Annotated in this window: 22 protein-coding genes; 14 read left to right on the forward strand and 8 right to left on the reverse strand. The window is 70.8% G+C overall.

Annotation, left to right across the window (positions count from 1 at the left end):
* Positions 1-64: 64 nt before the first annotated feature.
* Complete coding sequence (locus IEW90_RS08640; RefSeq protein ID WP_188717743.1) at positions 65-2,392, reverse strand: hypothetical protein; 2,328 nt, start codon at positions 2,390-2,392, stop codon at positions 65-67.
* A gap of 295 nt (positions 2,393-2,687) precedes the next feature.
* Between IEW90_RS08640 and IEW90_RS08645 the strand changes: the two genes are divergently transcribed.
* The 4 genes from IEW90_RS08645 to IEW90_RS08660 all read left to right on the forward strand — a co-directional run bounded on the left by IEW90_RS08645 (position 2,688) and on the right by IEW90_RS08660 (position 7,091).
* Complete coding sequence (locus tag IEW90_RS08645; RefSeq protein ID WP_188717744.1) at positions 2,688-4,106, forward strand: dihydrolipoyl dehydrogenase family protein; 1,419 nt, start codon at positions 2,688-2,690, stop codon at positions 4,104-4,106.
* Positions 4,107-4,201: 95 nt separating this feature from the next.
* On the forward strand, positions 4,202-5,368 hold the full coding sequence (locus IEW90_RS08650; RefSeq protein WP_188717745.1) for a hypothetical protein: 1,167 nt from the start codon (positions 4,202-4,204) through the stop codon (positions 5,366-5,368).
* 120 nt (positions 5,369-5,488) lie between these two features.
* Positions 5,489-5,755 carry a hypothetical protein gene (locus tag IEW90_RS08655; RefSeq protein ID WP_188717746.1) on the forward strand — a complete coding sequence of 89 codons (267 nt, stop codon included), beginning with the start codon at positions 5,489-5,491 and terminating at the stop codon, positions 5,753-5,755.
* 172 nt (positions 5,756-5,927) lie between these two features.
* Positions 5,928-7,091 (forward strand): alpha-amylase family glycosyl hydrolase, encoded by a 1,164-nt coding sequence (locus IEW90_RS08660; RefSeq protein ID WP_188717747.1) that lies wholly within the window; start codon positions 5,928-5,930, stop codon positions 7,089-7,091.
* Positions 7,092-7,315: 224 nt separating this feature from the next.
* On the opposite strand, the gene IEW90_RS08665 is transcribed toward IEW90_RS08660, so the two are convergent.
* Positions 7,316-7,513, reverse strand: coding sequence for a three-helix bundle dimerization domain-containing protein (locus IEW90_RS08665; protein ID WP_188717748.1), 198 nt, complete (start codon positions 7,511-7,513; stop codon positions 7,316-7,318).
* A gap of 213 nt (positions 7,514-7,726) precedes the next feature.
* Here IEW90_RS08665 and IEW90_RS08670 point away from each other — a divergent pair, with 213 nt between their 5' ends.
* Positions 7,727-8,164 carry a hypothetical protein gene (locus IEW90_RS08670; protein ID WP_188717749.1) on the forward strand — a complete coding sequence of 146 codons (438 nt, stop codon included), beginning with the start codon at positions 7,727-7,729 and terminating at the stop codon, positions 8,162-8,164.
* Here IEW90_RS08670 and IEW90_RS08675 read toward each other — a convergent pair.
* The 3 genes from IEW90_RS08675 to IEW90_RS08685 are packed head-to-tail and all read right to left on the reverse strand — an operon-like array spanning position 8,161 to position 9,598.
* Complete coding sequence (locus IEW90_RS08675; protein WP_188717750.1) at positions 8,161-8,478, reverse strand: winged helix-turn-helix transcriptional regulator; 318 nt, start codon at positions 8,476-8,478, stop codon at positions 8,161-8,163. The two genes, IEW90_RS08670 and IEW90_RS08675, sit on opposite strands and share 4 nt — an antisense overlap.
* A complete protein-coding gene (locus IEW90_RS08680) occupies positions 8,475-8,876 on the reverse strand; it encodes a VOC family protein (protein WP_188717751.1) in 402 nt (133 codons plus the stop codon). The genes IEW90_RS08675 and IEW90_RS08680 overlap by 4 nt, the downstream gene beginning before the upstream one ends.
* 50 nt (positions 8,877-8,926) lie before the next feature.
* On the reverse strand, positions 8,927-9,598 hold the full coding sequence (locus IEW90_RS08685) for a hypothetical protein (RefSeq protein WP_188717752.1): 672 nt from the start codon (positions 9,596-9,598) through the stop codon (positions 8,927-8,929).
* Between the two features lie 81 nt (positions 9,599-9,679).
* Between IEW90_RS08685 and IEW90_RS08690 the strand changes: the two genes are divergently transcribed.
* Both IEW90_RS08690 and IEW90_RS08695 read left to right on the forward strand, forming a co-directional pair.
* Positions 9,680-10,210, forward strand: a complete 531-nt coding sequence (locus IEW90_RS08690) for a hypothetical protein (protein WP_188717753.1) — start codon at positions 9,680-9,682, stop codon at positions 10,208-10,210.
* Between the two features lie 23 nt (positions 10,211-10,233).
* Positions 10,234-10,587, forward strand: coding sequence for a hypothetical protein (locus IEW90_RS08695; protein ID WP_188717754.1), 354 nt, complete (start codon positions 10,234-10,236; stop codon positions 10,585-10,587).
* A gap of 105 nt (positions 10,588-10,692) precedes the next feature.
* On the opposite strand, the gene IEW90_RS08700 is transcribed toward IEW90_RS08695, so the two are convergent.
* Complete coding sequence (locus IEW90_RS08700) at positions 10,693-11,391, reverse strand: Type 1 glutamine amidotransferase-like domain-containing protein (RefSeq protein WP_188717755.1); 699 nt, start codon at positions 11,389-11,391, stop codon at positions 10,693-10,695.
* A 395-nt stretch (positions 11,392-11,786) separates the two neighbouring features.
* On the opposite strand from IEW90_RS08700, the gene kdpA reads away from it, so the two are divergent.
* From kdpA to IEW90_RS08725, 5 genes are read left to right on the forward strand one after another with little or no spacing between them, the layout of a single operon-like run.
* A complete protein-coding gene (gene kdpA / locus IEW90_RS08705) occupies positions 11,787-13,478 on the forward strand; it encodes a potassium-transporting ATPase subunit KdpA (protein ID WP_373284742.1) in 1,692 nt (563 codons plus the stop codon).
* The gene (gene kdpB, locus IEW90_RS08710; protein WP_188717757.1) at positions 13,475-15,607 is read left to right on the forward strand and encodes a potassium-transporting ATPase subunit KdpB; all 2,133 of its coding nucleotides are present in this window, start codon (positions 13,475-13,477) and stop codon (positions 15,605-15,607) included. The genes kdpA and kdpB overlap by 4 nt, the downstream gene beginning before the upstream one ends.
* 18 nt (positions 15,608-15,625) lie before the next feature.
* Positions 15,626-16,231: a potassium-transporting ATPase subunit KdpC gene (gene kdpC, locus IEW90_RS08715; RefSeq protein WP_188717758.1), complete on the forward strand. Its 606-nt coding sequence runs from the start codon at positions 15,626-15,628 to the stop codon at positions 16,229-16,231.
* Positions 16,232-16,235: 4 nt separating this feature from the next.
* Positions 16,236-18,740, forward strand: a complete 2,505-nt coding sequence (locus IEW90_RS08720; protein WP_188717759.1) for a sensor histidine kinase — start codon at positions 16,236-16,238, stop codon at positions 18,738-18,740.
* Positions 18,737-19,420, forward strand: coding sequence for a response regulator (locus tag IEW90_RS08725; RefSeq protein ID WP_188717760.1), 684 nt, complete (start codon positions 18,737-18,739; stop codon positions 19,418-19,420). Before IEW90_RS08720 ends, IEW90_RS08725 begins: the two co-directional genes overlap by 4 nt.
* A gap of 847 nt (positions 19,421-20,267) precedes the next feature.
* Here IEW90_RS08725 and IEW90_RS08730 read toward each other — a convergent pair.
* Positions 20,268-21,887 (reverse strand): hypothetical protein, encoded by a 1,620-nt coding sequence (locus tag IEW90_RS08730; protein ID WP_188717761.1) that lies wholly within the window; start codon positions 21,885-21,887, stop codon positions 20,268-20,270.
* A gap of 348 nt (positions 21,888-22,235) precedes the next feature.
* Here IEW90_RS08730 and IEW90_RS08735 point away from each other — a divergent pair, with 348 nt between their 5' ends.
* Both IEW90_RS08735 and IEW90_RS08740 read left to right on the forward strand, forming a co-directional pair.
* A complete protein-coding gene (locus IEW90_RS08735) occupies positions 22,236-22,778 on the forward strand; it encodes a hypothetical protein (protein ID WP_188717762.1) in 543 nt (180 codons plus the stop codon).
* A gap of 373 nt (positions 22,779-23,151) precedes the next feature.
* A complete protein-coding gene (locus IEW90_RS08740) occupies positions 23,152-23,745 on the forward strand; it encodes a recombinase family protein (RefSeq protein WP_188717763.1) in 594 nt (197 codons plus the stop codon).
* 218 nt (positions 23,746-23,963) lie between these two features.
* Here the strand turns inward: IEW90_RS08740 and IEW90_RS08745 are convergent, their stop codons facing one another.
* Entirely contained in the window at positions 23,964-25,130 is a 1,167-nt protein-coding gene (locus IEW90_RS08745; RefSeq protein WP_188717764.1) for an MFS transporter, read from the reverse strand.
* Between the last annotated feature and the right edge of the window lie 17 nt (positions 25,131-25,147).

The raw sequence follows: 25,147 nt of genomic DNA on the forward strand, positions 1-25,147 counted from the left end.
GACTCGTCCGGCGGGCGGCCTGCGGGTGTGCGGGAGGTGAACCGGGGGTTATCTGACCGGCACGTCAGCGCAGCTGGTTCATCTCCTCGACCCGCACGCGCGGCCGATCCGATTCAGAGACCAACTGCCGCAGGCGGTCCAGATCCGCTCGAGCCCATCGACGCGCTGTCGTCGCGAGCACAATGCGATCAGCGCGGAGGTCAGTAGCGATTCGCATGAGTTTGCCAAGTTGAGCGTCGCGACGCTTCCGAGACCCGAACGAGCCGTCAGTCTTCGCCTCGACAACAACGATCTCATCATCCACGTTGCCGACAAGGTCGATTTCGGCTACTGGCTTTCCGGTATCACGGCTAACAAACTCGAGTTCAGGACAGTCGGAGTACTTCCGGGCCTCGGCACCCAGCCGAGCAGACGCAAGCAGTGGGACGTGCCCATTGCGCGCGAGCAACTCCCTGAACGCAACTGAAAGATCATAGAACCATCGAGGTTCGTTTCCCTTTCGCCAGCGAGCTGAACTCAGCGCATTGCTGGCCGAGCATCGTCCGCACGAGTAGACCTGCGCGAGCTTCCCGATCTCGATGAATGAGGGCCGCTCACACTCAATGCAATTGACAATGATGCCACGCCGCAGCAATCCGGCTTCAGAAAGCGTGTCAACCAGTGCGACTGTGGAGTCCGCGCCCTGCTTGCCCGCCTGCAGCATTGCGTCGAACGTCAAAAAATACTCTCCAAACAACTCAACCCTCTGCTCCGGTTCAATCAGACAGTCTGTCCGGACAACGAAAGGCGAGAGCGCGTCTAGTGACTGTCCACTGACGAGACTGACAAGTGCCGCGCGCGATCCTAGGCGATTGGCAACGAGATCCGCGTGGCGGCCCGGAAGCGAGAGTCGCACCTCGAGACCGGCCGCGCTCGCCATCCCTTCAACCCAACCCCGCATCGCCAGACGCCTAACCCTCGGGCGCCCGATCCTGCCGGGTAGCAGAGATCCGCCCGAAACCCACCCAAGCGAGCTCGGATCGTAGGAAATACCGGCAGAACTCGACCGAATATCGACTTCGGGAATCGCGGGCACTCCGTCGGCGAGCAATACGCTGGCTGGTATATCTCGGCCAGAGGGCGACTCATCCCCTTCGATACTGGCGTCAACGTACCAAAATGGAAGGTGGCTCAAGTCGCCTGGGTACAGGTGCATGCTCGGGACCGGAGTGACAAGTCCATTGACTGACGAGCTGCCAGTCGGGCCGTCGGCCGTCATCGGCAGAAGAACCGATGTTCCAAGATGCTCCTCGATGATGTAACGCCCAGAGTTTGCCTCTACCTGGACATTCCGCACTTGCACGGTTGCTTCATCAGGGTCAGACTCATTCATGCCCTCGATCAGCACGCGATAAGACGCAGTGCGCACGCTGTCGGCCAGTTCCGATAGGGTCTCGTCGTCGAATGATAATGAGGTGATGACGAGGAACCCGGCCTGGTGCTCCAGATCGTCGGCGAGCCTAGCCAACGATTGCACAATCCGGTTCCGTAATGGACCCCTATCATCAATCGCGGCTGCGGGCAGCCAACTACTGTGCCCGAGTAGGCGTCCGTATGCCAGCGCGAGAGCAAAATCCGCAGCTGTGTCGCCAACTACGATCGCGACACGATCTCGCGAATACTGACTTGTCACCCACCGTAGGTTGAGGTCGGATTCCGTCCACGTCCTCGTCTGCTCTGCTCCTAGTTCCGCGTCGTCCTGCCCAAGACGAGCAATGAGTTCGGCTGGAGCCGGACGTGAGCCGCCCGAAAGCAGCCACTCGAACACATCACCGGAGGGCTCCTGCCTGGGCGAGTCCTCGCCGAGCGCAACCCCACAGCGCGCTGCGACCGCCAATCCTGCATCTGAGGACCACCGTTCGTGCGCAGCAACGAACCTGCCTTGCGCCGGCGGGCGTCGTGCGAATGGACGGTGGCGACGTTTCTCGTCCGCTTCCGCGAGCGACGTAACGGCCTCCCGCGCGCGCCCCGCACTCGCCCGGCGGAGTAGATCGCGTCGCATGGGCGAACACCACTCGGCGACGCGACTCCGTGCCTCAAGCGCGGCAGGATCTTGAGTGATGCCGACTACATGACTCAAACGTCGCTGCTTCTCTGCCTTGTCCAGTTGCTCCCCAAAGTTCACAGAGCCGGGGATCAGTTCCTCTAGTTGGCCTACGGTAAGGCTGAGCACGACGACGTGATCAGGGTCGTACGCCCGGACGATGCCTTCGAATTCGCTCCGCGGAGCCGACGTGTTGCGGTCGAACGGAACCAGGATGTAGCCGCCGCCGCCCCAGTAACCGGAGGCCACCCTTAACGCCATCGCCGCCCATTGACGCCACTCCGGGTCTTCCGGGATAAGGATCGCCACTCGCGGAGGGCGCAGCGCAAGGCTCGCAGTCGTGACGGATAGGTCGAGACGATCCACGCCCTCATCTAATTGCACCCGTGCCGGTTATCGAGCGAGCGACATAGCAAACGACTGGTCCTACTGCAATCAGCAGCGACTTCATCGAGTTACTCACTGACGTTTCAGAGTGGTGGCAAGGTTCTTGCGACTCGGCTGGCGCCGCGAGTTCGTCGGCCCTATGCGGCCACGCGCCACGGCGGGCGCGTCAGCGCGCAGATTGCTGCGTCCGCGGAGCAGCATGCACGAGGATGTCGCCATGACCGACTCCCATGCAGCGCAGCACGACTTCGACCTCATCGTCATCGGCGGCGGCGCCGTCGGCGAGAACGTCGCGGACTTCGCGACGAGGCGCGGCATCCGCGTCGCGCTCGTCGAGGAGGCGCTCGTCGGCGGCGAGTGCTCCTACTGGGCGTGCATGCCCTCGAAGGCGCTGCTGCGCTCCGGCCACGCGCTCCGCGCCGCCCGGCGCGTGCCCGGCGCGCGCGAGGCGATCACCGGATCGCTCGACGCCGCGGCGGTGCTCGAGCGCCGCACGGCCTTCACGCACGGATGGGACGACAGCAGCCAGGTCGAGTGGGTGCGCACGACCGGCATCGAGCTCATCCGCGGTCGCGCACGGCTCGTCGGCCGCGGCCGCGTGGAGGTCGACGGGCGCACCTGGACGGCGCGCGCCGTCGCGCTCGCGACCGGCTCGGTGCCGCAGCTGCCCGACATCCCCGGCCTCGCCGACGCAGCGCCGTGGGGCACCCGCGAGGCGACCGCCGCCGTCGACGTGCCGGCGCGGCTCGTCGTCATCGGCGGCGGCGTCGCCGGAGTCGAGCTCGCCCTCGCCCACGCCTCGCTCGGGGCGCAGGTCACGCTGCTCGCGCGCGGCGGCCTGCTCGGCCGCGAAGAGCCCTTCGCGGGCGAGCTCGTGGCCTCCGCGCTCGCCGAGGAGGGCATCGACGTGCGCACCGGCACCTCCCCGACCCGCGTCGATCGCGCCGACGACGGGATCGTCTCGGTCGAGCTCGAGGACGGATCGGTGCTGAGGGCCGAGGAGCTCCTCGTGGCCGCCGGCCGCACGCCCGCGCTCCACGACCTCGGGCTCGAGGCCGTCGGTGTCGACGCCGACGAGCTCGTCGTCGACGACACGATGCTCGTCGCGGGCACCGACTGGCTCTCCGCCGTCGGCGACGCGAGCGGGCGCATGCAGCTCACCCACCAGGGCAAGTACCAGGCGCGCGCGGCGGGCGAGGCGATCGCGGCGCGGCTGCAGGGACGCCCGGTGCACGACGATTCCTGGGGCCAGCACGTGGCGACCGCCGACCACGCGGCGGTGCCGCGCGTGGTGTTCTCGGATCCCGAGGTCGCCGCCGTCGGCCTCACGGAGGCGGAGGCTCGCGAGGCCGGCCTCGACGTGCGCACGGTCGAGGAGGGCCTCGGCGCCGTCGCCGGTGCGAGCCTCCAGGCCGACGGCTACGAGGGCCGCGCGAAGCTCGTGGTCGACGAGGCGCGCGGCGTGCTCGTCGGCGCCACGTTCGTGGGGCAGGACGTCGCGGAGCTCGTGCACGCCGCGACGATCGCGATCGTCGGCGAGGTGCCGATCGCGCGGCTGTGGCATGCGGTGCCCGCGTACCCGACGATGAGCGAGGTCTGGCTGCGCCTGCTGGAGGCCTACGGCCGGCCCGACTGAGCGGCGCGGAGCGCGCCCTGGCTGCGCCGCTCCGATACCCTGAGGAACCCTCGTGCGATCGCCGATGGGGTCCAGCACAGCACCTGGAGCAGCCGATGACGCCGGTCGAGCCCGCCGCCACGCGCACGCCGCGCCGCGGCCGCCTCGCGCCTCGCGCCGCGATCGCCGCCGCCTGCGCCGTCGCTGCCGCGCTCGCGCTCTCGGCCTGCACCGGGCTCCCCCACCTGCCGCTGCCCGACGCGCAGGGCCCGGCGCCCGCCGTCACTCCCCCGCCCGCTGTTGTCCCGTTGCCGGAGGCCGACCCGGAGGCGATCGCGCTCGCCGACCGCATGTTCCTCACCGAGGAGGGCCGCACGCTCTTCCTCTCGACCCTGCCGGAGCTCGCGGACGCCGAGCGGATCGAGGAGGCGTGCGCCGGCGCGGGCGACACGGACGCGGACGGCGTCTTCACCGGCGGATGCTTCGTCGGGTCGCAGCACCGCGTCGACGATCGCATCCACATCTTCCGCCCGGGCGACGAGCGGCTCGCGGAGTCGATGGTCACCGTGGCGGCGCACGAGCTCCTCCACGCCGCGTACGCGCGCCTCAGCCCGATGGAGCGGGCGACGGTCGACCCGCTCCTCGCGGAGGCCACCGCCGGCGTGCCCGCCGATGACCCGGTGCACGAGCAGATCGCCTGGTCGACCGACGGCGACGACGCGAAGCTCGCCACGGAGCGGTTCTCGTACCTGGGCTCGCAGATCCACCCGCCGGGCGGCTTCGCGGCCGAGCTCGAGCGCCTCTACGCGCGCTGGTTCACCGACCGCGCGGCGCTCGTCGACACCCATCACCGCGCCTCGAGCGTGGTCCAGGACTCGATCGCGGCCGCCGACGCGGCGTTCTCGACCGCTGCGGCGCAGGAGTCGCAGAACGCGCAGGCCCGCGCCCAGCTCGACGCCGACCGACGCGCCTACGACAGCGCGCTCGCCGCCTACAGCGCCGACCTCGCGCAGTTCGAGGCGACGCCGGTCGAGGAGCGCGGACGCTGGGAGGTGACCCTCCGGCCCGTCGGTGCCGAGCCCGTCACGATGAGCTGGGAGGCGTCGCTGACGTACCGGCACGACGAGCTCGAGGGCTTCCGCGCCGACCTCGCCGCACGCGACGCGGCGCTGACCCAGGCCGAGGCGTCCGCCGCGGCGCTGCGCGCCGACGCGGAGCAGCAGCGCGCCGACGCCATCGCCCTCGTGCGCGCCGCCAACCCGAACGCCGAGATCGAGGACTGACCCGCGCGGCGCGGAACGCCGGGCGGGGGCCGCGGCGCCTCGTATCCGTCGCGTTGCCGCTGGGTGAACATCCGCTGAGATCCGTTGCGGCGTCCCCCATCCGACCCTCACCATCGGTCCATGGACGCGATGATGCGGCCGCGCGGCCCGGCGGGGCGCTCGGCATCGCTGCACCCGACGCGGCACGACGCCGTGGAGCACCTCTACTGGCTGCTCGCCGCGCTCGATCCGGAGCGCACCGTCCGCTGGGGCCGGCTCGAGTCGCTCGCCGTCCACGAGGAGCCGCGATCGGACAGCAGCTGGCGCGTGATCGACCGGGATGCCCTCGCGACGCTCATCGAGCTCCTGCGGCTCGAGGGGGTCGCTCACGACCGATCCGGCGGTTGAGCGGGCGAGCCGGTCCCCGCCGCAGCGTCGGATCGCGACGCGCCGCCCGGGGTGCACCGTCGCGCGGTCCGCGAGCATCGGCCGGTGCGAGCCGTGGCGTCGACGCGTCCGCGGCGCCGATCGCCCAGCCGGCGCACGGGAGCACCGTGGCCGCGCGTGCCAGGATCGCCGGATGAGCGAACCGGCCTGGGTGGAGCACGCGATCTGGTGGCACGTCTATCCGCTCGGCGCGGCCGGCGCCGTGCCCGGCCCGCCGCAGCACGCCGAGCCGCACGGCCTCGACCGGCTGGAGCCGTGGCTCGACCACGTCATCGGGCTCGGCCTCTCGGGCGTCGCGCTCGGCCCCATCTTCCGGTCGGCGAACCACGGCTACGACACGCTCGACCACCGCGTCGTCGACGAGCGGCTCGGCGGCGACGCCGCGTTCGACCGCTTCGTCGCCGCCGCGAAGGACCGCGGCCTCCGCATCGCCCTCGACGGGGTCTTCAACCACGTCGCCGCCGAGCACGAGCAGCAGGATCGGCTGCTGCGCGACGAGCGCGGCGAGCCCGTCCCCTTCGAGGGCCACGGCGCCCTCCTCACGCTCGACCACGCGCGCGACGACGTGCGCGCCGACACGATCGACGTCATGCGCTCGTGGCTCGACCGGGGCGCCGACGCGTGGCGGCTCGACGCCGCCTACGCCACGCCCGCCGAGTTCTGGGCCGCGGTGCTGCCCGAGGTGCGCCGCACGCATCCGGACGCGTGGATCTTCGGCGAGGTCATCCACGGCGACTACGCCGCCATCGTCGAGGCGTCGACCATGGACTCGGTGACGCAGTACGAGCTGTGGAAGGCGATCTGGAGCAGCCTGGCCGACGGCAACCCGCACGAGCTCGCGTGGACGCTCGAGCGGCACGCGGCGCTCGCGGAGCGGTTCGCACCGGTCACCTTCCTCGGCAACCACGACGTGACGCGCATCGCGTCGCAGCTGCGCGATCCCGGCCTCGTGGCGCTCGCGATCGTGGCGCACCTCACGCTCCCGGGCACCCCGATGGTCTACGCGGGCGACGAGCTCGGCCTCACGGGCATCAAGGAGGAGCGGTTCGGCGGCGACGACGCCATCCGCCCCGAGCTGCCGCCCTCCCCCGCGGGCATCCGCGGCGACGACGGCATCCTCGGAACCCTGCACCACCTCGTGAGCGTGCGACGGCAGCATCCGTGGCTGCACCGCGCCGCCCTCGAGGTGCTCGAGACCACGCACGAACGGATCGAGTACCGGGTGTCGAGCGGATCCGCCGCGCTGCGCGTCGTGCTCGACCTGCGGCGCCGGTCCTGGGAGGTCCTGCCGCAGTGAGCGAGCCGGTGCCCGGCCGGAGGCGAACCGGGCGCGTGGAGCGCGTCTCCTGGCTGCTCACCGCGCTCGATCCCGAGCGCACGGTCCTCTGGAGCAGGCTCGAGGTGCTCGCCGTGTGCGACCAATCACGCTCGGATCGCAGCCGGCGCGTGATCGACCAGGATTCGCTCGCCACGCTCATCCAGCTGCTGAGACTGGAGGGGCAGCGCGAGCCGGCGCGGTGCCTAGCGGCGCTTGAGCCGTCGCTTCGTGGCGCGCTCCGTCAGGACGAGCAGGAAGTCCTGCACGGGGCTGTCGGCGATGGCGGCGAGCTCCTCGCGCGCGACGCGCTCGATCTCCGCGGCGTCCCACTCTGGGTGCGAGGCGGCGAGCGTGGAGGTCGCCTGGGCGATGATCTCGTCGCGGTCGATGTTGGTGGTCACCGCCACAGCGTGCCACGTCGCGCGGGGCCCGCTCCTCGGAACTCCGTGAACAGCACCTCAGGCGCCGGGCGACCCGACCCGCCCGAGCTTGCGCGGATCCCGCAGGCCGATAGCGTGGTCGTACCCCATTGCCGCGGTGCTCCCCAGGTTGCGTCCGTCCTCCGTGCGAGGCGCAGCGCCGCCGCTCCATGCGGAAGCAGAACGGAGCGAAGCATGACCGACACGCTCCCCACCGTCCGATCCGACCGGGCCCGCCTTCGCGGCGCATCCCACCACCGCCCCATCGACGTGCCCTTCGAGCTCCGGCTCCTCGCGGCACCGCGCCTGGCCGTGCTGCGGCACGCCGCCCGCTCCCCGCTCGTGTCGACCTCGCTGCTCGAGGCGATGTTCATCCTGCACGAGGCGCCGCGCCTGCGTCGCCGCATCGCCGCCAACGCGCGCTCGCCGCTGTGGGTGGTCGCCCTCGGGCTGCACCGCCACGCCAGCGTCCGCGATCGCGAGCGCTTCGCGCACCGGATGGAGCGCGACGACCTCGCGCCCGCGTTCGCTGAGGCGGCGCCCGACCGTGACGCCACCCTGGGATCGCGGTGGCGCGAGCTCGGCGGCGGTGCGCCCCCCGCGCGCGAGCGTCGCTCGGAGGTGCCGGTCTAGCGCTGCGGGTCGGCGGCGCCGGCGGCGGGCTCGCCGACGTGCGCGCTCCCCCACCGCGCGAGCGCGTCGATCGCCCCGCGCAGCGCCAGGCCTCGCTCGGTGAGCGCGTACGCGCGGGTGTTGTGCTTGAGCGGCAGCCGGCGCAGCACCCCGGCCGTCTCGAGCTCGCGCAGGCGCGTGGCGAGCATGTTCGTCGGCACGCCGAGGTCGCGCTGGAGGTCGCCGTACCGCTGCGGCCCGTCGAGCAGCTGCTCGACGATGCGCAGCGCCCACCGCGCCCCGACGACCTCGAGCGCCGCGGCGAGGCCGCTCACGCGGTCGACGCGTCGGGCTTCATCCAGAACGGCGACCAGTGGTAGCCATCCGGGTCGTCGAACTGCCGCTGGTACATGAACGGGTAGTCGTCGGTGTCGCCGATCCGACCGCCCGCGGTGCCGGCGCGCTCGACGAGCTCGTCCACCGCCTCCCGGCTGCCGAGGTCGAACGAGACGGTCACCTTGGAGGGGGTGCCGGGGCCGCCGATCAGGTCCTCGGTACCGCCGACGCTCGCGTACATCTCGCGGCTGCCGAGCATCACGTACTGGTCGGGCGCGATCGCGAAGCACGACACGTTGTCGTCCGACATCTCTGCGTTGAGGGTCCACCCGAGCGCGGTGTAGAAGGCGGTGGCCCGGTGGACGCTCTCGACCGGGCAGGTGATGAAGAGGCTCATGCGCTGATGCTTGCAAAATACAAGTGGCGGGTCAAGGGGTCGGACCGGTCTCACGGCCGGCAGTCGAAGCGCACCGACACGAGCTTGGGGTGCGGCGGTCGCCCCGGCTCGGGCAGCAGCCGCGCGACCTCGTCGCTCCAGGACACCCGGGTGTCGTGGGTGCTGTGGTCCGCGTAGACCGAGCGGACCACCCACTCGACCTGCGCCTCCCCCGGCCGCACGATGCCGTAGGAGCGGTACGAGCCGTGGAAGCCGCCCGAAGCCCCGCTCATCACCACGCGACAGCCTGCCCCGCTGGTCGGCTCGAGCACCCGATAGGACTCCTGCGACAGCCAGATGCCGAGGTACGCCGACGCGGCGGCCAGCACCGTGCAGCCCAGCAGCACGGGGCTGATGATCCGCACCGCGACCGCGCTCGCGCCTCGGCCGGTCCACGGCCCGAGCGTCGGCGCCACGAGCAGCGCGAGCAGCCCGAGCAGGAAGCAGACGAAGGCCACCTCCCGGATGTTCGGCACCCAGTCGCCGAGCACGATCGTGACCGCTCCGAGCGCCTCCTCTCGCAGCAGCCCCGCGGGCCAGCCCGCGTCGAGCACGATCGGCACGAGCAGGAGGCCGACACCGACCACGCGCACGACCCGAGCCGCGAATGGCCAGCGACGGGGATCGGCCGGCTCGGCCGCGTCCGTCTCGGCGACGCTGCCTTCGGCTCGAGGATCGCTCATGGAGTCATGATGCCCGCTCTGAGGCCGAGCGTGGCGGAACGGCGCTTCCGCAGCGAGCCCCGAATGAGCCATGCTCGTCTCATGAGACCGATCCTCGTCGCGCTGGTGCTCGGCGGGCTGCTCGCGTCGAGCGCGTGCGCGACAGCCGCGGTGGAGAGCGAGGCCGAGCCTGCGACGACCGCGCAGCCCTCAGCGTCGGCACCCGCTGCCGCGACCGAGACGGCCGAGCCGCTGCCTGCCGGCCCGCCTCCCAGTCCGTTCGAGGCGCACAGAAGCGGCGGCGTCGCGCACCTGACCTCGTTCGACGGGGCGGGCGACGCCGTCGCGCATGAGGTCGTCGCCACGGTCGGATCGGACGGCTGCCTCTACTTCGAGACCTCCGGACCCCATCCTGGGCCGGAGACGCAGACGTGGCTCGGCGTGATCGGCAACTCCGCGATCGAGGTCGGCGCCGAGGGCCTTCGGGCCGGCTCGACAACGATCCCCTACGGCACGCCCTTCGCTGCCAGCAGCACCGCGATCCCGCCGTTCGACGAGATCCCGACCGAGCACGCGCATTCCTGCGGCGGCGCCGACCAGGCGTGGTCGATCGACATGGATCTCGCACCGTGACGCGCCGAACAGAGACTGAGCTCGTGAGCGGCATCGCGGCTCCCGCGCCCAGGAACGGCATCACCACGCCCCTCGTCCTGGTGATCGCGCTCGCCGACGTCATGCGCGCCGACTTGCCCGGGTTCGCGAGCGCCGCCGCGCCGAGCGAGGCCGCGTGCGGCGATCGGCGCGGATGCGTCGAGGGCGTCGTCGGCGACGGCATCGCCATGTATCGGTTCGCGTCGCTCGACCTCGCGCGGCAGTCCGTCAGCCACGGCGACGCCGACGTCTACCGGTCGGACCGCCTCGTGCTCGAGCTCGACGAGGGCCTGACCGCAGACGAGCGGCTGCTGCTCGTCCAGAACGTCGAAGGGACCTGGACGGGGAGCAGCGACTGAACTCTCGGAACGATCCGTGCATGCTGCATGCCCCCAGGCGTCTGGCGCGCGGCAGTTGCGGGCGACGCCGACGGCACGTGCGGCGCCGAGCGTCAGCGCCTGCGCCTAGCCCTGTGCGTCGACAGCTCCGTCCGGCCCGATCCGAAGCCAGCGGCCCGCCGAGACGACGACCGGATCGGCCTGCGGGTCACGCACGAGCAGCGCCGACGCGTCGTCGATGAACCAGACCGTGGAGCCGCTCCGCGCCGCGCCGCGCGCTGCCCACGTCTCGCCATCGTGCGGCATCCAGTCGGCCCCGAGGTGCCCGAGGAAGATCCAGTCGAACAGCGGCACCGCCGGCTCGACCGCGGCGAGGCCGAACAGGTCGAGCTCGTCCTGGTCGTCGAAGCTCTCGGCCCAGCGAGGGAGGGCACGCGTGAAGATCATCGAACCGGCGCTCCAGCCCACGTAGACCTTCTCCTCGAGGAGCTCCCCCAGCACGGGCGCGAGCCCCGTCGCCGACCAGGCGTGCGCGAGCCACAGGTCGCTGCCGCCGTAGCCGAGGATCACGTCGGCCGAGCGCAGCCGCGACGCGACGAGCTCGCGCGGCCCGGCGAAGAGCGACGCCACGTCGAATTCCGCCCAGCCGAGCGAGCGCAGCGACTCGAGGTGCTCGACGAGGGTCGAGCTGTCGCCGGGGAAGCCGAGGATCGCGTCGATCACCACCACGACGCGGGATTCTCCGATCGGTCGATCGAGCAGGTCGACGAGGGCGTCGAGCACCACGGGCTCCGAGAGGCCGTTCGACGTCAGCAGCATCCGCATCCCGGCAGGCTAGCGAGACGCCCGATCGCTCCGGTTGCGTGGCAGTGGCGAGGGATCGACGCGGCGCCCCGTGCTCGCGGCGCTGCGAGGGATGCGTGAGCGTCGTGAGGACGGGCGTGAGGAGTTCGTGAGGCTGCGCGCCCGCAACCCATGATCGGAGTGAGATCGAGCGTGGCCCGGATCGGGCCCGGCTGCCGCGAGCGGCACCGCATGCACCTCGATTGGACTCCACATGCTCGACCTCGTCGTCGTCGCCGGCACGATCGCGATCTTCGCGCTCCTCGGCCTGCTCGTGAAGGCTGCCGACTCGCTGTGATCGCGTTCGACATCATCGCGATCGCCCTCGGCATCGCCGCCCTCGGCCTCCTCCTCCGCACGCTCGTGCACCCGGAGGGATGACCGCCGTGGACACGACCACGATCCTCGCCGGGCTCGGTCAGATCGCCGCCCTCCTGCTCCTGCTCGCCCTCGCCTGGAGGCCGGTGGGCGACGCCATGGCCCGCGCGCTCTCGAGCGAGCGCCACCTCGCCGTCGAGCGCGGCGCATACCGCCTGCTCGGCGTCGACCCGGCCCGCGAGCAGTCGTGGCAGGCCTACGCCAGGGCGCTGCTCGCCTTCTCGCTCATCAGCGTCCTGCTCGTCTACCTGCTGCAGCGCACCCAGGCGCTCCTGCCGCTCTCGAACGGGCTGCCCGCCGTGCCCGAGCCGCTCGCCTTCAACACGGCCGCATCGTTCACCACGAACACGAACTGGCAGTCGTACTCCCCCGAGCTCACGATGGGCCACCTCGTGCAGCTCGGCGGCCTCACGGTGCAGAACTTCGTCTCCGCAGCGGTCGGCATCGTCGTCGCGGTCGCGCTCATGCGTGGCATCGCCCGCGAGCGCACCGGCACGATCGGCTCGTTCTGGGTCGACCTCACCCGGGCGTGCGTGCGCATCCTGCTGCCGATCTCGGCCCTCATGGCGCTGCTGCTCGTGCTCGGCGGCGTCGTGCAGACGCTCTCGCCCTTCGGCACGACGGAGAGCCTGACGGGCGGTCAGGCGACGGTGCCGCTCGGGCCGGTCGCCTCGCAGGAGGCGATCAAGCTCCTCGGCACGAACGGCGGCGGCTTCTTCAACGCCAACTCCGCGCATCCGTTCGAGAACCCGACCGCCTGGACGAGCCTGCTGCAGGTCTTCCTGCTCATGCTCATCCCGGTCGCGCTCACCCGCACCTTCGGCACCATGATCGGCGACCGCCGCCAGGGCCTCGCGATCCTCGGCACGATGGGCGTCCTCTTCGCCGTCTCGCTCGCCGCCGCCTCGGTCGCCGAGAGCATCGGCGCCGGTACCGCGCCCGAGCTCGCCGGCGGCGCCATGGAGGGCAAGGAGGTGCGCTTCGGCATCCTCGGCTCGGCGCTCTACGGCACCGCGTCGACCCTCACCTCGACCGGCGCCGTCAACTCGATGCACGACTCGTGGACGGCGTTCGGCGGGATGATGCCGATGCTGAACATGATGCTCGGCGAGGTCGCCCCCGGCGGCGTCGGCGCCGGCCTCTACGGCATGCTCGTGCTCGCGGTGATCGCGGTCTTCGTGGCCGGGCTGCTCGTGGGCCGCACGCCCGAGTACCTCGGCAAGCAGATCGGCCCGCGCGAGATGAAGCTCGCCGCGCTCTACATCCTGGTCGGCCCCGCCCTCGTGCTCGTCGGCACCGCGCTCAGCTTCGCGATCCCCGGCGTGCGGGAGTCGGTGGTCGGCACCTCGATCTGGAACCCGGGCCTCCACGGCCTGTCGGAGGTGCTGTACGCCTTCACGTCGGCGGCCAACAACAACGGCTCCGCGTTCGCGGGCCTCACCGCCTCCACCGACTGGCTCGCACCCGCGCTCGGCGTGACCATGCTGCTCGGCCGCTACGTGCCGATCGTGCTCGTGCTCGCCCTCGCCGGCACGCTCGCCGCGCAGGGGCGGCGCCCCGTCACCGTCGGCACGCTCCCCACCCATCGGCCGCTGTTCGTCGGCCTACTCGTGGGCGTCACGCTCGTCGTCACGGCGCTCACCTACTTCCCCATCCTCACCCTCGGACCCATCGCGGAGGGCCTCCTATGACCGTCACCCAGCACACCCCGACCGACGCGGACACCGCGTCGAACCAGCCCCGCGGCACGCGCCCGAACCGTGCGCTCACCCCTGCGCAGCTCTGGGCCGCCGTGCCCGGCGCGCTGCGCAAGCTGCATCCGAAGCACATGCTGCGCACGCCGGTCATGCTCATCGTCGAGGCGGGCGCGGCGCTCACCACCGCGATCGCACTGGCGCAGCCGTTCCTGCCCGCGGCCGAGGGCCAGCCCTCGCTGCTGTTCACCTGGGCGATCGCCATCTGGCTCTGGCTGACGGTGCTCTTCGCGAACCTCGCGGAGTCGGTGGCGGAGGGCCGCGGCAAGGCGCAGGCCGACTCCCTGCGGCGGACGCGCACCACCACCGCCGCGCGCCGCCTCGCCGGCTGGTCGCCCGCCGACCGCGGCGCCGAGGGCGCGCCGCTCGAGGAGGTCGCGTCGAGCGACCTTCGGCTCGGCGACCACGTGGTCGTCGTCGCGGGCGAGGTCATCCCCAGCGATGGCGAGATCGTCCACGGCATCGCGAGCGTCGACGAGTCGGCCGTCACCGGCGAGTCGGCGCCGGTCGTGCGCGAGTCGGGCGGCGACCGCAGCGCCGTCACCGGCGGCACCCGGGTGCTCAGCGACCGGATCGTCGTGCGCATCACGACGAGGCCGGGCGAGAGCTTCGTGGACCGCATGATCGGCCTCGTCGAGGGCGCCGACCGCCAGCGCACCCCCAACGAGATCGCCCTCGAGATCCTGCTCGCGAGCCTCTCGATCGTCTTCCTCGTCGTGACGCTCACGATCAACCCGGTCGCCGGCTACGTGGCCGGACCCGTGAGCGTGACGGTGCTCGTGGCCCTGCTCGTGTGCCTGATCCCCACGACCATAGGCGCGCTGCTCAGCGCGATCGGCATCGCCGGCATGGACCGCCTCGTGCAGCGCAACGTGCTGGCGATGTCGGGGCGCGCCGTCGAGGCAGCGGGCGACGTCTCGACGCTGCTGCTGGACAAGACCGGCACCATCACGCACGGCAACCGCCGCGCGGTCGCGTTCCTGCCGCTGCCGGCCGTCGACGTCGCCGAGCTCGCCGAGGCCGCCGCGGCCGGGTCGCTCGCCGATCCGACGCCGGAGGGCGCCTCGATCGTCGACCTCGCGCGCAGCGAGGGGCACCGCGTGGGCGAGACCGAGGGCACGCCGGTGGAGTTCACGGCGCAGACCCGCATGTCGGGCGTCGACCTGCCGCACGCCCACGGCACCCGCGAGATCCGCAAGGGCGCCTCGAGCGCCGTGCTCGCCTGGCTCGGGCAGGACGCGGATGCGCCGCTGCAGGAGCTCGTCGACGGCATCGCGCGCTCGGGCGGCACGCCGCTCGTCGTCGCGGAGCGCGTGGGCGAGCTGGCTCGACCGCTCGGCGTCGTCCACCTCAAGGACATCGTCAAGGGCGGCCTGCGCGAGCGCTTCGCCGAGCTGCGCGCCATGGGCATCCGCACCGTCATGATCACCGGCGACAACCGGCTCACCGCCCAGGCGATCGCCGAGGAGGCCGGCGTCGACGACGTGCTCGCGGAGGCGACCCCCGAGGACAAGCTCGCGCTCATCCGGAAGGAGCAGGAGGGAGGCCGGCTCGTGGCGATGACGGGCGACGGCACGAACGACGCCCCCGCGCTCGCGCAGGCCGACGTCGGGGTCGCGATGAACTCGGGGACGTCGGCCGCCAAGGAGGCCGGCAACATGGTCGACCTCGACTCCGATCCGACGAAGCTCATCGACGTCGTGCGGATCGGGAAGCAGCTGCTCGTCACGCGTGGCGCCCTCACGACCTTCTCGATCGCGAACGACCTCGCGAAGTACTTCGCGATCATCCCCGCGATGTTCGCGGTCGCGCTCCCCCAGCTCGCACCCCTCAACGTCATGCAGCTGTCGTCGCCCGCATCGGCCATCCTCTCGGCCGTGATCTTCAACGCGCTCGTCATCGTCGCGCTCGTGCCGCTCGCGCTCCGCGGCGTCCGCACCCGCGCCGAGGGCGCCTCCCGGATGCTCTCGCGCAACCTGCTCGTCTACGGGCTCGGCGGCGTCGTCGCACCCTTCATCGGCATCAAGCTCATCGACCTCGTCGTGAGCCTCATCCCGGGCCTCTGAGCTCGGAACGGAGCCATCATGCGCACCCTGCTGCAGACCCACCTCACCGCCCTCCGCGCCCTCGTCGTCGCCACCCTGGTGCTCGGCCTCGGCTACACCCTGCTCATCACCGGCGCCGCGCAGGCGCTGCTGCCCGCGCAGGCGAACGGCTCGCTCGTGCGCGAGCCCGAGGGCCGTGTCGTCGGCTCGGCGCTCATCGGCCAGTCGTGGTCCGACGAGCAGGGCGAGCCGCTGCCCGAGTGGTTCCAGTCGCGTCCCTCCGCGGCCGGCGACGGCTACGACGGCGGCGTCTCGAGCGGCTCGAACCTCGGCCCCGAGAACGAGGACCTCATCGCCTCGATCGAGGAGCGACGAGCCGCGGTCGCCGCCTTCGAAGGCGTCGATCCGACCGACGTGCCCGCCGACGCGCTCACCGCCTCCGGCTCCGGCCTCGACCCGCACATCAGCCCCGCGTATGCGCAGCTGCAGGTGGCTCGCGTCGCCGAGGCCCGCGGCCTGCCCGAGGCCGAGGTCGCGGCGCTCGTGGAGCGTAGGATCGCGGGGCGCGACCTCGGGTTCCTCGGCGACCCGAGCGTGAACGTGCTCGAGCTCAACCTGGCGCTCGACGAGCTCGCGAGGGGGTGACGGCATGGCCCGAGGCGCGCTGCGCGTGCTGCTGGGCGCCGCTCCCGGCGTCGGCAAGACCTTCGCCATGCTGGAGGAGGGGCACCAGCTGCGCGCCTCGGGTCGCGACGTCGTCGCGGCCGTCATCGAGACGCACGGCCGCGAGGCCACAGCCGCGCTCGTCGACGGCCTCGAGGTCGTGCCGCGCCGCGAGGTGCGGCACCGCGGCGTCGATCTGCACGAGATGGACCTGCAAGCGGTCCTCGACCGCGCTCCCGACGTCGCGCTCGTCGACGAGCTGGCGCACACGAACGCGCCGGGCGTCCTGCACGAGAAGCGCTGGCAGGACGTGGAGGCGCTCCTCGCGGCGGGCATCGACGTCGTCTCGACCGTCAACGTGCAGCACCTCGAATCGCTCGGCGACGTGGTCGAGCAGATCACCGGCGTCCGGCAGCGGGAGACCGTGCCGGACGCCGTGCTGCGCGCCGCCGACCGCATCGAGCTGGTCGACCTCCAGCCGCAGGCGCTCCGCGCGCGGCTCGAGGCCGGTGTCGTGTACCCGGCGGCGCGCGTCGACGCGGCGCTCTCGAACTACTTCCGCCTCGGCAACCTCACGGCCCTCCGTGAGCTGGCGCTCCTCTGGCTCGCCGACGAGGTCGATCAGGCGCTGCAGCGCTACCGCGAGCAGCAGGGCATCGACGCGGCGTGGGAGGCGCGCGAGCGCGTCGTCGTCGCGCTCACGGGCGGCCCCGAGGGCGAGACGCTGCTGAAGCGCGGCGCACGCGTGGCGGCCCGCTCGGCCGGCGGCGACCTGCTCGCCGTGCATGTGCAGCGCCAGGACGGGCTGGTCGACCGCGATCCCGCCGCGCTCGCAGCGCAGCACGCGCTCGTCGAGCGCCTCGGCGGCACCTTCCACACCGTCGTCGGCGACGACGTGCCGAGGGCGCTCGTGCAGTTCGCCCGCGCGAGCCACGCCACCCAGCTCGTCATCGGCGCGAGCCGCCGCGGCTGGCTCCAGACCGCGCTCACCGGACCCGGGATCGGGCAGGCCGTCGTGCGGGAGTCCGGCGACATCGACGTGCACATGGTCGCCCACGCGGCGGCCGCGTCGGGCCGCCGCCTGCCCTCGCTGCCCGACGCCCCGCTCTCGCGCGCGCGGCAGCTGGCCGGGTGGGCCACCGCTGCCCTCGGCATCCCCCTGCTCGTCTGGGGCCTGTACCTCGGCGCCGAGGCGGCCTCCATCGCCGCCGACGCGCTCCTGCTGCAGCTCGGCGTGGTCGTCGTCGCCCTCATCGGCGGCATCTGGGCCGCGTCGTTCGCCGCCCTGCTCTCGGGCGCGCTGTTCCTGTTCGTGCTCGTCGACCCGGCGTTCAGGCTCGCCGTCGCCGAACCCTGGCACGTGGTCGCCGTCGTCGTCTTCTTCGTGTCGGCGCTGCTCGTCTCCTGGGTGGTCGACCGCGCCGCCCGCACCACACGGGCCGCCGGCCGCTCTGCGGCCGAGTCCGAGCTGCTCGCCGCGATCTCCTCGGGTGTGCTCGGCGGGCAGGACTCGATCGACGCGATCGTCGCGCGCACCCGCGAGGCGCTCGGGCTGACGGGCGTCCGGCTCGTGCAGGGAGAGCACGCGATCGCGCTCGACGGCCTGCCCGTCGACGGCGCGGGCGAGAGCGGGCGGGAGCCGCTCTCGATCGACGTGGGCGGCGGTGCTGTGCTCGAGCTCCACGGCCGGCTGCTCGACGCCGACGAGCGGCGCGTGCTGGAGGTGGTCGTCCACCAGCTGGCCGCCTCGCTCCAGCATCGCTCGGTCGCGGCCGTCGCGAGCGAGCTCGAGCCGCTCGCCGAGCAGGACCGCGTGCGCGCGGCCCTGCTGCGCGCCGTGAGCCACGACCTCCGCCGCCCGCTCGCCGCCGCGGCGGCGTCCGTCGGCGCGCTCCGCTCGGCGTCGATCCCCCTCGGCGAGGCCGAGCGCGCCGAGCTGCTCGAGACCGCCGACGAGAGCCTCGCGACCCTCGGCCGCCTCGTGACCGACCTGCTCGACGTCAGCCGCGTCGAGGCGGGCGCGCTCGCCGTCGCCGCCCGCGCCGTCGACGTGGACGCGGCGATCCTGCCCGCGCTCGAGGAGGTCGGCGCCGGCCCGGTCGCCGTCGCGCTCGAGCTGGAGGCGGTGCCCGCGGTGGTCGCCGACCCGGTGCTGCTGCAGCGCGTGCTCGTGAACCTGCTCACGAACGCGGTGCGGCACAGCCCCGCAGGGCGGGCCGTGACCGTCGCGACGAGCGCGTTCGGCGGCCACGTCGAGGTGCGCCTGACCGATCACGGCCCCGGGATCGCGCTCGCCGACCGCGACCGGGCGTTCGTGCCGTTCCAGCGGCTCGGCGACACCGACAACGACACGGGGCTGGGCCTCGGCCTCGCGCTCTCGCGCGGCTTCGCCGAGGCCATGGGAGGCTCGCTCGAGGCCGAGACCACGCCCGGCGGCGGCCTGACCATGGTGGTGCGGCTCCGCATCGCCGATCCGGAGGTGCTCGCGTGAAGGTGCTCGTCGCCGACGACGACCCGCAGATCGTGCGGGCGCTGCGCCTCACCCTGCGCAGCGTCGGACACGAGGTCGTGGCCGCCGCCGACGGCGCTGCGGCCGTGCGGCTCGTCGCCTCCGAGCATCCGGACGTCGTGATGCTCGACCTCGGCATGCCGCAGCTCGACGGCATCGAGGTGATCCAGGCGCTCCGCGGCTGGAGCGAGGTGCCGATCCTCGTCGTCTCGGGCCGCACCGGCTCCGCCGACAAGGTCGAGGCGCTCGACGCCGGCGCTGACGACTACGTGACCAAGCCGTTCGACATCGAGGAGCTGCTCGCGCGGCTGCGCGCGCTCGGGCGGCGGCGCGGCGCGGCGGAAGCGGATGCGGCACCGGTGCTGCGCGTCGGAGCGGCCGAGATCGACCTCGCTGCGAAGGCGGTCGTTCGCGACGGCGAGCGTGTGCGGCTGACCCCGACCGAGTGGCGGATCCTCGAGCAGCTCGCGCGCTCCGAGGGCCGGCTCGTGACCCGCGCGCAGCTGCTCACCGAGCTGTGGGGCACCGCCGAGGTGCGCGACACGGGATACCTGCGGCTGTACGTCTCGCAGCTGCGCAAGAAGCTCGAGGCCGACCCCGCGAACCCCGTCCACCTGCTCACGGAGGCGGGGATGGGCTACCGGCTGGTCGCGTCGGCGTAGCGCCGGCTGCGCCTCGGCACACGTCGTGGTCGCGTCCCGCCGGTAGGCCGTGAACCGAGGAACCCCCGGTCGCTGTGACCGGGGGTTCCTCGTCGTGGTGGATCTGGGGGGACTCGAACCCCCGACCCCCTGTCTGGGTGCCTTGTCTCAATTTCCGCTTCTTTCCTCTGATCTGGGAACCCGTTCCGTCCCGCTCAGTCCCACGCTAGCCCTGTCGAGCCCCTTTCAGCCCCTTTCAAAGTGGCGGGGTTTGTGGCGGGCTGGTTCTGCGGCAAGACGCGCCTCGACCCTCCCGCTCGATCCCTCACACCGCCCGTTCGAGCCCGTTCAAAGTGGACACATTTCTGGACACCCGCGCGCGCACTCGAAGGGAAAGCCACGAGCTCGAGCCACAGATCAGGCATCGCAAGTGCTGGCCGGGCCGGCTGGAACCTTGGAGCGGCCGATCCTCGTGGCTTGTCGGTGACGAGCTCAATGAACTCCTTCAGAGCCGCCTCCAACGAGAGAGCGAACCGGGGTGGCCTCCACCATCGCGAGCCAACGCGGCGCGATGCCCCGCGAGGCGCCCGCCACGAGGATCCTCTTGTCATCCAGTCCCCCATGAGTAGCCCGCCGTCGTTGACGCGTAGGGCGACAGCTCGGCCGGGAGCCTCCGCGGCAGGAGGACCTTTGCCCAACGGCCCTGAGTGGCAGCTTCTTGAAGTTCGAGGGTCGACGGCGGTAAGCATCGATCCGGAGGACCTTCAGCGTCCTTGATCGCGGCGACGGGGTGCTGGAGCTGATGGCGGGCACACCGGCTCGTTCAAGCTTATCGGCTCGACCTTCAGCTGGCGGAAGCGATCGATGGTCAGGACGCGAGATCGCCGCCTGATAGCGAGACACGACCAAGGAACCTAGACCGGGCGTCGCTGATCGAATCAGCATTCATCCAGACGCGTCCTTCGCCGTCCCATCGAGCGCCGCGCACCACTAGGCGTCCGCCCGAGAGCAATTTGGTGCGGTGCAGCGTGACGTGCCCTCCTGAATCAGCGTTCAGAACCGAGACATTAACTATGCCCCCCTCTGCAAGGCCGCCTCGCAGCGACAAGAGCCCTCTTGCTTCAACCTGCGCGGCAGTAATAAGCATCGTGCTCGACTCCCCTGCCCGCCAATGATCGATATCCAACCGCCCACGAGCGCTGACACGTGGTTTACCTACCTCCACGTGTGCCTGGTCCTGCAACCTCAATCCCCTGAGATCCACGAACCCGCGAACGCTAGGGCTTCCGATCAGTACCGATGCGCGGTCGCATGCCCGCGCCCCGCTAGCGACTAACCGGCCCTGCGACGTCACTACAGCTCGATTTATCACCAATTCTGCGTCATCTCGAAGGATCAGTCCTTTCGCCACTAACTCGCCACCTGCAGAGATAGTGGGACCCCCCAGCAATAGGTCACTGTTTCCCTGGAGAACCGCATCTGAAAGAATCAGTCGACCGTTTCGCGAGACGTCGACTCCGACAGCAGTCATCCGCGCATCGTTGCGCAACTGCGCCTCCTGCAGGTGCACTTCGCCGCCGTCTAGCACCGAAGCGCCGTTCAAACTCAGTACGGAGTCGTCGGCGACTCTGATACCCGGGAGAAGAAGCCGCCCATGCGCAAGCACCTCGATGCGCTCGAGATTCAGCTTAGTTGAGCCCTCGCAACGAATCCTGGAGAGATTGACGGTGTAGTCGATCCTGAGGCCTGTGAGGTTGAAATGCAGCCCTGCCCACAGGGGTCCGCCCTCGCCGCTATCAGTGAGGTTCGTGCGAATCTGTTCGAAACCCGCGACGCGGACCTGACGCTCGAGAAGGGCGCTCGCTTCATCATCGACCCTCGGCGCGGCCCGCAGATAGCCGCAGAGCACATCGACACATAGCTGCGCCTCTCTCGAGTTTTCCCGAGCTTTCCACTCCGAAACTAGGCCCGCTAGGAGGAACAGGCCTGTCATGCGCTTCGTTGCCGATGCGTCGGATGCCAGCAACTCGACCGCCGTCACCAGCCGAGCGCGAAGGACGCTTTCCGCATCCGCTTCCCGCCGGTCTCTCATCTCCCGCAGCCGACTGGCCTCCTTGTCACGGTCCAAGTGGTACAAGCGCTGTTGTACGAGCGAACGAGCTCGGTCGCGGTCCGCCGCCCGCAGTTCTTCGCCATGCCGAGCACCGCTGAGTGCTATTCCGGCTATCGCGATGACTCCGCCCAGGGAGAAGAGGACCACCTGCGCCGCTGGCCACAGACTCGCTGCCCGCACGTCATCGCTGACATCTGGAAACCAGTTGTTCAACAACTGGTTTGGCACCACGACGAGGATCGAACCGCCCAAGACTATGAAGAGAACGGCTGCAATCGTGAAGCAGACGGCCCAGCGCGACCGCTTCCACCAACTTTCGTCGCTTGGCAAGAAATCCGCGTCATCATTCGCCGATTCATCCGTCCCAATGTCCACGTTGAACAACCTACCAAGGCGCCCAAACCGGATGAACAGAGCGCCGATCTACCGCGGTCGCAGGCGCGGCAGGGCGTTCCGACCGTGGGTCATCGCGGAGACGGATTGCTCCTCGTGAGCCGCACTCCTGGCGCGAGCTCAACTGAAGGTGCACGAGGCTCGCTCGGCGCCAGAAGCGGGGTCGGCGGTCACGCGAAAGGCATCACGACACAGGGGTGACGCAGAGCCGATCGCCATCTCGATCTGACTTCTCCCAACTGAGCGCCGCCACCCCTCATTGAGCCCAAATGCTGGGATTGCTGGGTTCGGAACCTCCGCGTCGCACCCCGCGATGGATACAGTCACGCTGTGGACGAGGAGAAGTTGCGCTTCGAGCTCGAATTCTCCGCTCCGGAGGTCGCGAGCCTGACTGCGGCGGCCAGGCGCGCCAGCCGGCCGGTCGAGGAGTACGTGCGTTACGCCGCCTTGCGCGTGGCTGCTCAAGACACCCGCCTCCCAGACGCTGGGAGGGCAACTTCCGAGGAGCCCCTCTCCCGACGCTCGCTTCGCCCGCTTCGATTCGAGGCGAGGATGCCGACACATGAGATGGTGCGGCAACTCACCATCCACCTCGGCATCCGACTGTTAGCCCTGACGCTGGCCGCCGACGCTGAGGTCGTCGGCACATGGGCCGATGAGCAGAACCCTCCCCCGGAGCCGTACGAGCGCAGGCTGCAGGTGGCGCACGAGATATGGCAGCTCGTCTGCAGCGTGGAATCGCCGCCGACCACGCGGGCATGGTGGATGGGGATGAAGGATGGGCTCGGCGACCTCTCACCTGCTGAAGCCATCGCACTCGATCGTTATCAAGACGTGCGCGCCGTGGCCCGGAACTTCTTGGAAGCCGGGTAGGCGGCTTCAACTCCGAGCCTCACTCCGGGCCCGCGCCGCGACCTGTTCATCACGAGTCACGAGGCGGGTGAGCCCGGGCGAGCGACGGAGAAGCCGTCGCGGGCACGAACAACTACGAGCGCGCGATCAGCGCCCTCACCGCTCCGTACGACGAGCGCGGCGATGATCTCGTGGCACCGGCACAGGCGAACAACGGAACGCTGTTCGAAACCAGGCAACTCAAGGACGGAATTCCCGCAACGCTCCAAGCGACCATACGTCCGTCTTGGTGTCGGCGGGGTAGACCCCGCTGGACACTTTCCACGCGCCTCGCAGCACTGTCCAACGATGTTGGAGATACGCTGACTGGACATATCCGTCGAGGGGTCTAGACGTGGCTGGACACAACAAAGGGCAAACCGTCGGCTACGTGCGCGTCTCCTCCGACGAGCAGAATGTCGCCCGCCAGCTCGAGGCCATTGGCACTGTCGATCGGACCTTCACCGACCGCATCTCCGGCAGGAGCCGCAGCACGCGTAGGGGGCTCTCGGAGATGACGGCCTACGTGCGTGATGGCGATACCGTCCTCGTCAGTTCGATGGACCGCTTGGCGCGATCCCTGCGCGATCTCGATGACATCGTCTCCGAGCTCACTGGTCGCGGCGTCACGGTCCGCTTCCTCAAAGAGGCGCTGACCTTCTCTCCCACCGGCAACGACCACTTCGCCCGCTTCCAGATGCAACTCATCGGCGCCGTCGCCGAACTCGAGCGCAATCTCATCCGTGAGCGTCAGGCGGAGGGCATAGCTATCGCGAAGACGCGAGGCGTCTATCGTCGGACGCCGAAGCTCACGCCCTCCGCGGTCGCGGCCGCGCAAGAGCGAATCGACCAGAAAGTGCCCCTGGCGGTGATCGCTCGCGAACTCGGGGTTTCTCGTCAGACGCTCTACACCGCACTCGGGCGCCAGCAATCATCGACTGGCCAGTAGCGGGCAGCCTCTTCGCATCTCGACGTCCGTGGGCCTCGAAGCGCGATAATTGCGCGTACACACCGCCGATCGAAACGCAGCCGGCAAAGAACCGGCTCGAAGAGCGAAGCGACCTCCGGTAACGAGCGGCGCTGGGTTCACGCCCCGCTACGAAGCCATCGGGGAAGTTATCGGCTCGAAGCGACGATGCCGGCCGCTCGCGCCGCAGAGGCAAAGGCTCACGAGGATTGCTGGTCGCCGTCCAACCGCAGCCCACGCATGAGCAGCAGTGATGCGGCGACGAGCACCCCCACTGCCGCGAGCGAGGTTCCAGCACCGAACCCGGCGAGAGCCCCTGCGGCGGCCGGGATTGCGAGCTGGCTGAGGCGGTTGCCCGAGAGCCGCAGGGCGAGCGCGCGTCCGCGTTGGCCCTCAGGAGCTTGCTCGACCAGCCACGACATCGTCAGCGGCTGACCGACACCGAGTCCGAGTCCGAGCACGACAGCGATTGCGACCAGTGCCCAGAACGGGAGCGGCGCCGCGAGAGCGATCAGTCCGATGGACGACACGATTAGGCTCGTGACCATCAAGCGGCCGCGACCGAGGCGCCGCGCGAGCATCCCGAGGAGCAAGCGAGATGCCATCGACGCGACGGCGCGCGCTGCCAGTACGGCGCCGACTGCTGCCGCGCTCAGTCCCAGCTCAGCTCCGAGGGCGGGGACGTACACGACCGTCAAGTCGACTGCGGCGACGACGATGGCGCTGGTCGCAATCGCCCGTGCGACGCCTGGTGAGCGCAGCAGCATCCAGGCGGAAACACCTCCGTGCGCGTCGAGGCCCGAGTTCGCGAGGGATCGCCGCTCGATCGCGAACGTCGTGGGCATCAGCACGAGTGCGAGCACTCCGCCGATGATGAAGAGCAGCCTCGTGTCGGGGCGTACGCCGTCCCCGCCCAGGGTGAGCAGGAGGGGACCGATCGCCTGTCCGAGCGAGGCTGCGAACGTGTAGTAGCCGAAGAGCGAGTCGAGGCCGCCCGCCGAGGCTGAACGCGCGACGACGGCCTGCTGGCCCACGATGCAGCCGAGGTGGCCGGCGCCGAGCAGCGCCGTGCCGACGAGGAGCCCGACGATGGCATGCCCCCACAGCGCGAGCGCGACGCAAGCGACGATCGCGAGCGCAGACCCTCCGAGCAGCGCGACCCGCTCGCCGCGACGGTCGACGAGTCGCCCGACCACGAGTGCGAGCAGCAGCGGAACGAGGGCGAAGGCTGCTCCGATCGCTCCGACCGAGACGGCGGGCGCGCCGAGGTCGAGCGCCGCGTAGCTCACCGCGGGGCGCACGAGGAATGCGATGACCTGGATCAGGAGAGAGTGCAGGAGCAGCGCGACCAATGATGCGCGCTTCACGCCCGGTCCCTCCTGAG

The sequence above is a fragment of the Agrococcus terreus genome (assembly GCF_014645235.1).
GTDB classification, from domain to species: domain Bacteria; phylum Actinomycetota; class Actinomycetes; order Actinomycetales; family Microbacteriaceae; genus Agrococcus; species Agrococcus terreus.

Excerpts from the sequence above, each read along its gene's own strand:
- kdpA (WP_373284742.1), top strand. The coding sequence starts at position 11,787 with ATGACCGCCGTGGACACGACCACGATCCTCGCCGGGCTCGGTCAGATC.
- IEW90_RS08645 (WP_188717744.1), top strand. The coding sequence starts at position 2,688 with ATGACCGACTCCCATGCAGCGCAGCACGACTTCGACCTCATCGTCATC.
- IEW90_RS08685 (WP_188717752.1), bottom strand. The coding sequence starts at position 9,598 with ATGAGCGATCCTCGAGCCGAAGGCAGCGTCGCCGAGACGGACGCGGCC.
- IEW90_RS08700 (WP_188717755.1), bottom strand. The coding sequence starts at position 11,391 with ATGCGGATGCTGCTGACGTCGAACGGCCTCTCGGAGCCCGTGGTGCTC.
- kdpB (WP_188717757.1), top strand. The coding sequence starts at position 13,475 with ATGACCGTCACCCAGCACACCCCGACCGACGCGGACACCGCGTCGAAC.
- IEW90_RS08720 (WP_188717759.1), top strand. The coding sequence starts at position 16,236 with ATGGCCCGAGGCGCGCTGCGCGTGCTGCTGGGCGCCGCTCCCGGCGTC.
- IEW90_RS08660 (WP_188717747.1), top strand. The coding sequence starts at position 5,928 with ATGAGCGAACCGGCCTGGGTGGAGCACGCGATCTGGTGGCACGTCTAT.
- IEW90_RS08680 (WP_188717751.1), bottom strand. The coding sequence starts at position 8,876 with ATGAGCCTCTTCATCACCTGCCCGGTCGAGAGCGTCCACCGGGCCACC.
- IEW90_RS08650 (WP_188717745.1), top strand. The coding sequence starts at position 4,202 with ATGACGCCGGTCGAGCCCGCCGCCACGCGCACGCCGCGCCGCGGCCGC.
- IEW90_RS08670 (WP_188717749.1), top strand. The coding sequence starts at position 7,727 with ATGACCGACACGCTCCCCACCGTCCGATCCGACCGGGCCCGCCTTCGC.
- IEW90_RS08655 (WP_188717746.1), top strand. The coding sequence starts at position 5,489 with ATGGACGCGATGATGCGGCCGCGCGGCCCGGCGGGGCGCTCGGCATCG.
- kdpC (WP_188717758.1), top strand. The coding sequence starts at position 15,626 with ATGCGCACCCTGCTGCAGACCCACCTCACCGCCCTCCGCGCCCTCGTC.
- IEW90_RS08690 (WP_188717753.1), top strand. The coding sequence starts at position 9,680 with ATGAGACCGATCCTCGTCGCGCTGGTGCTCGGCGGGCTGCTCGCGTCG.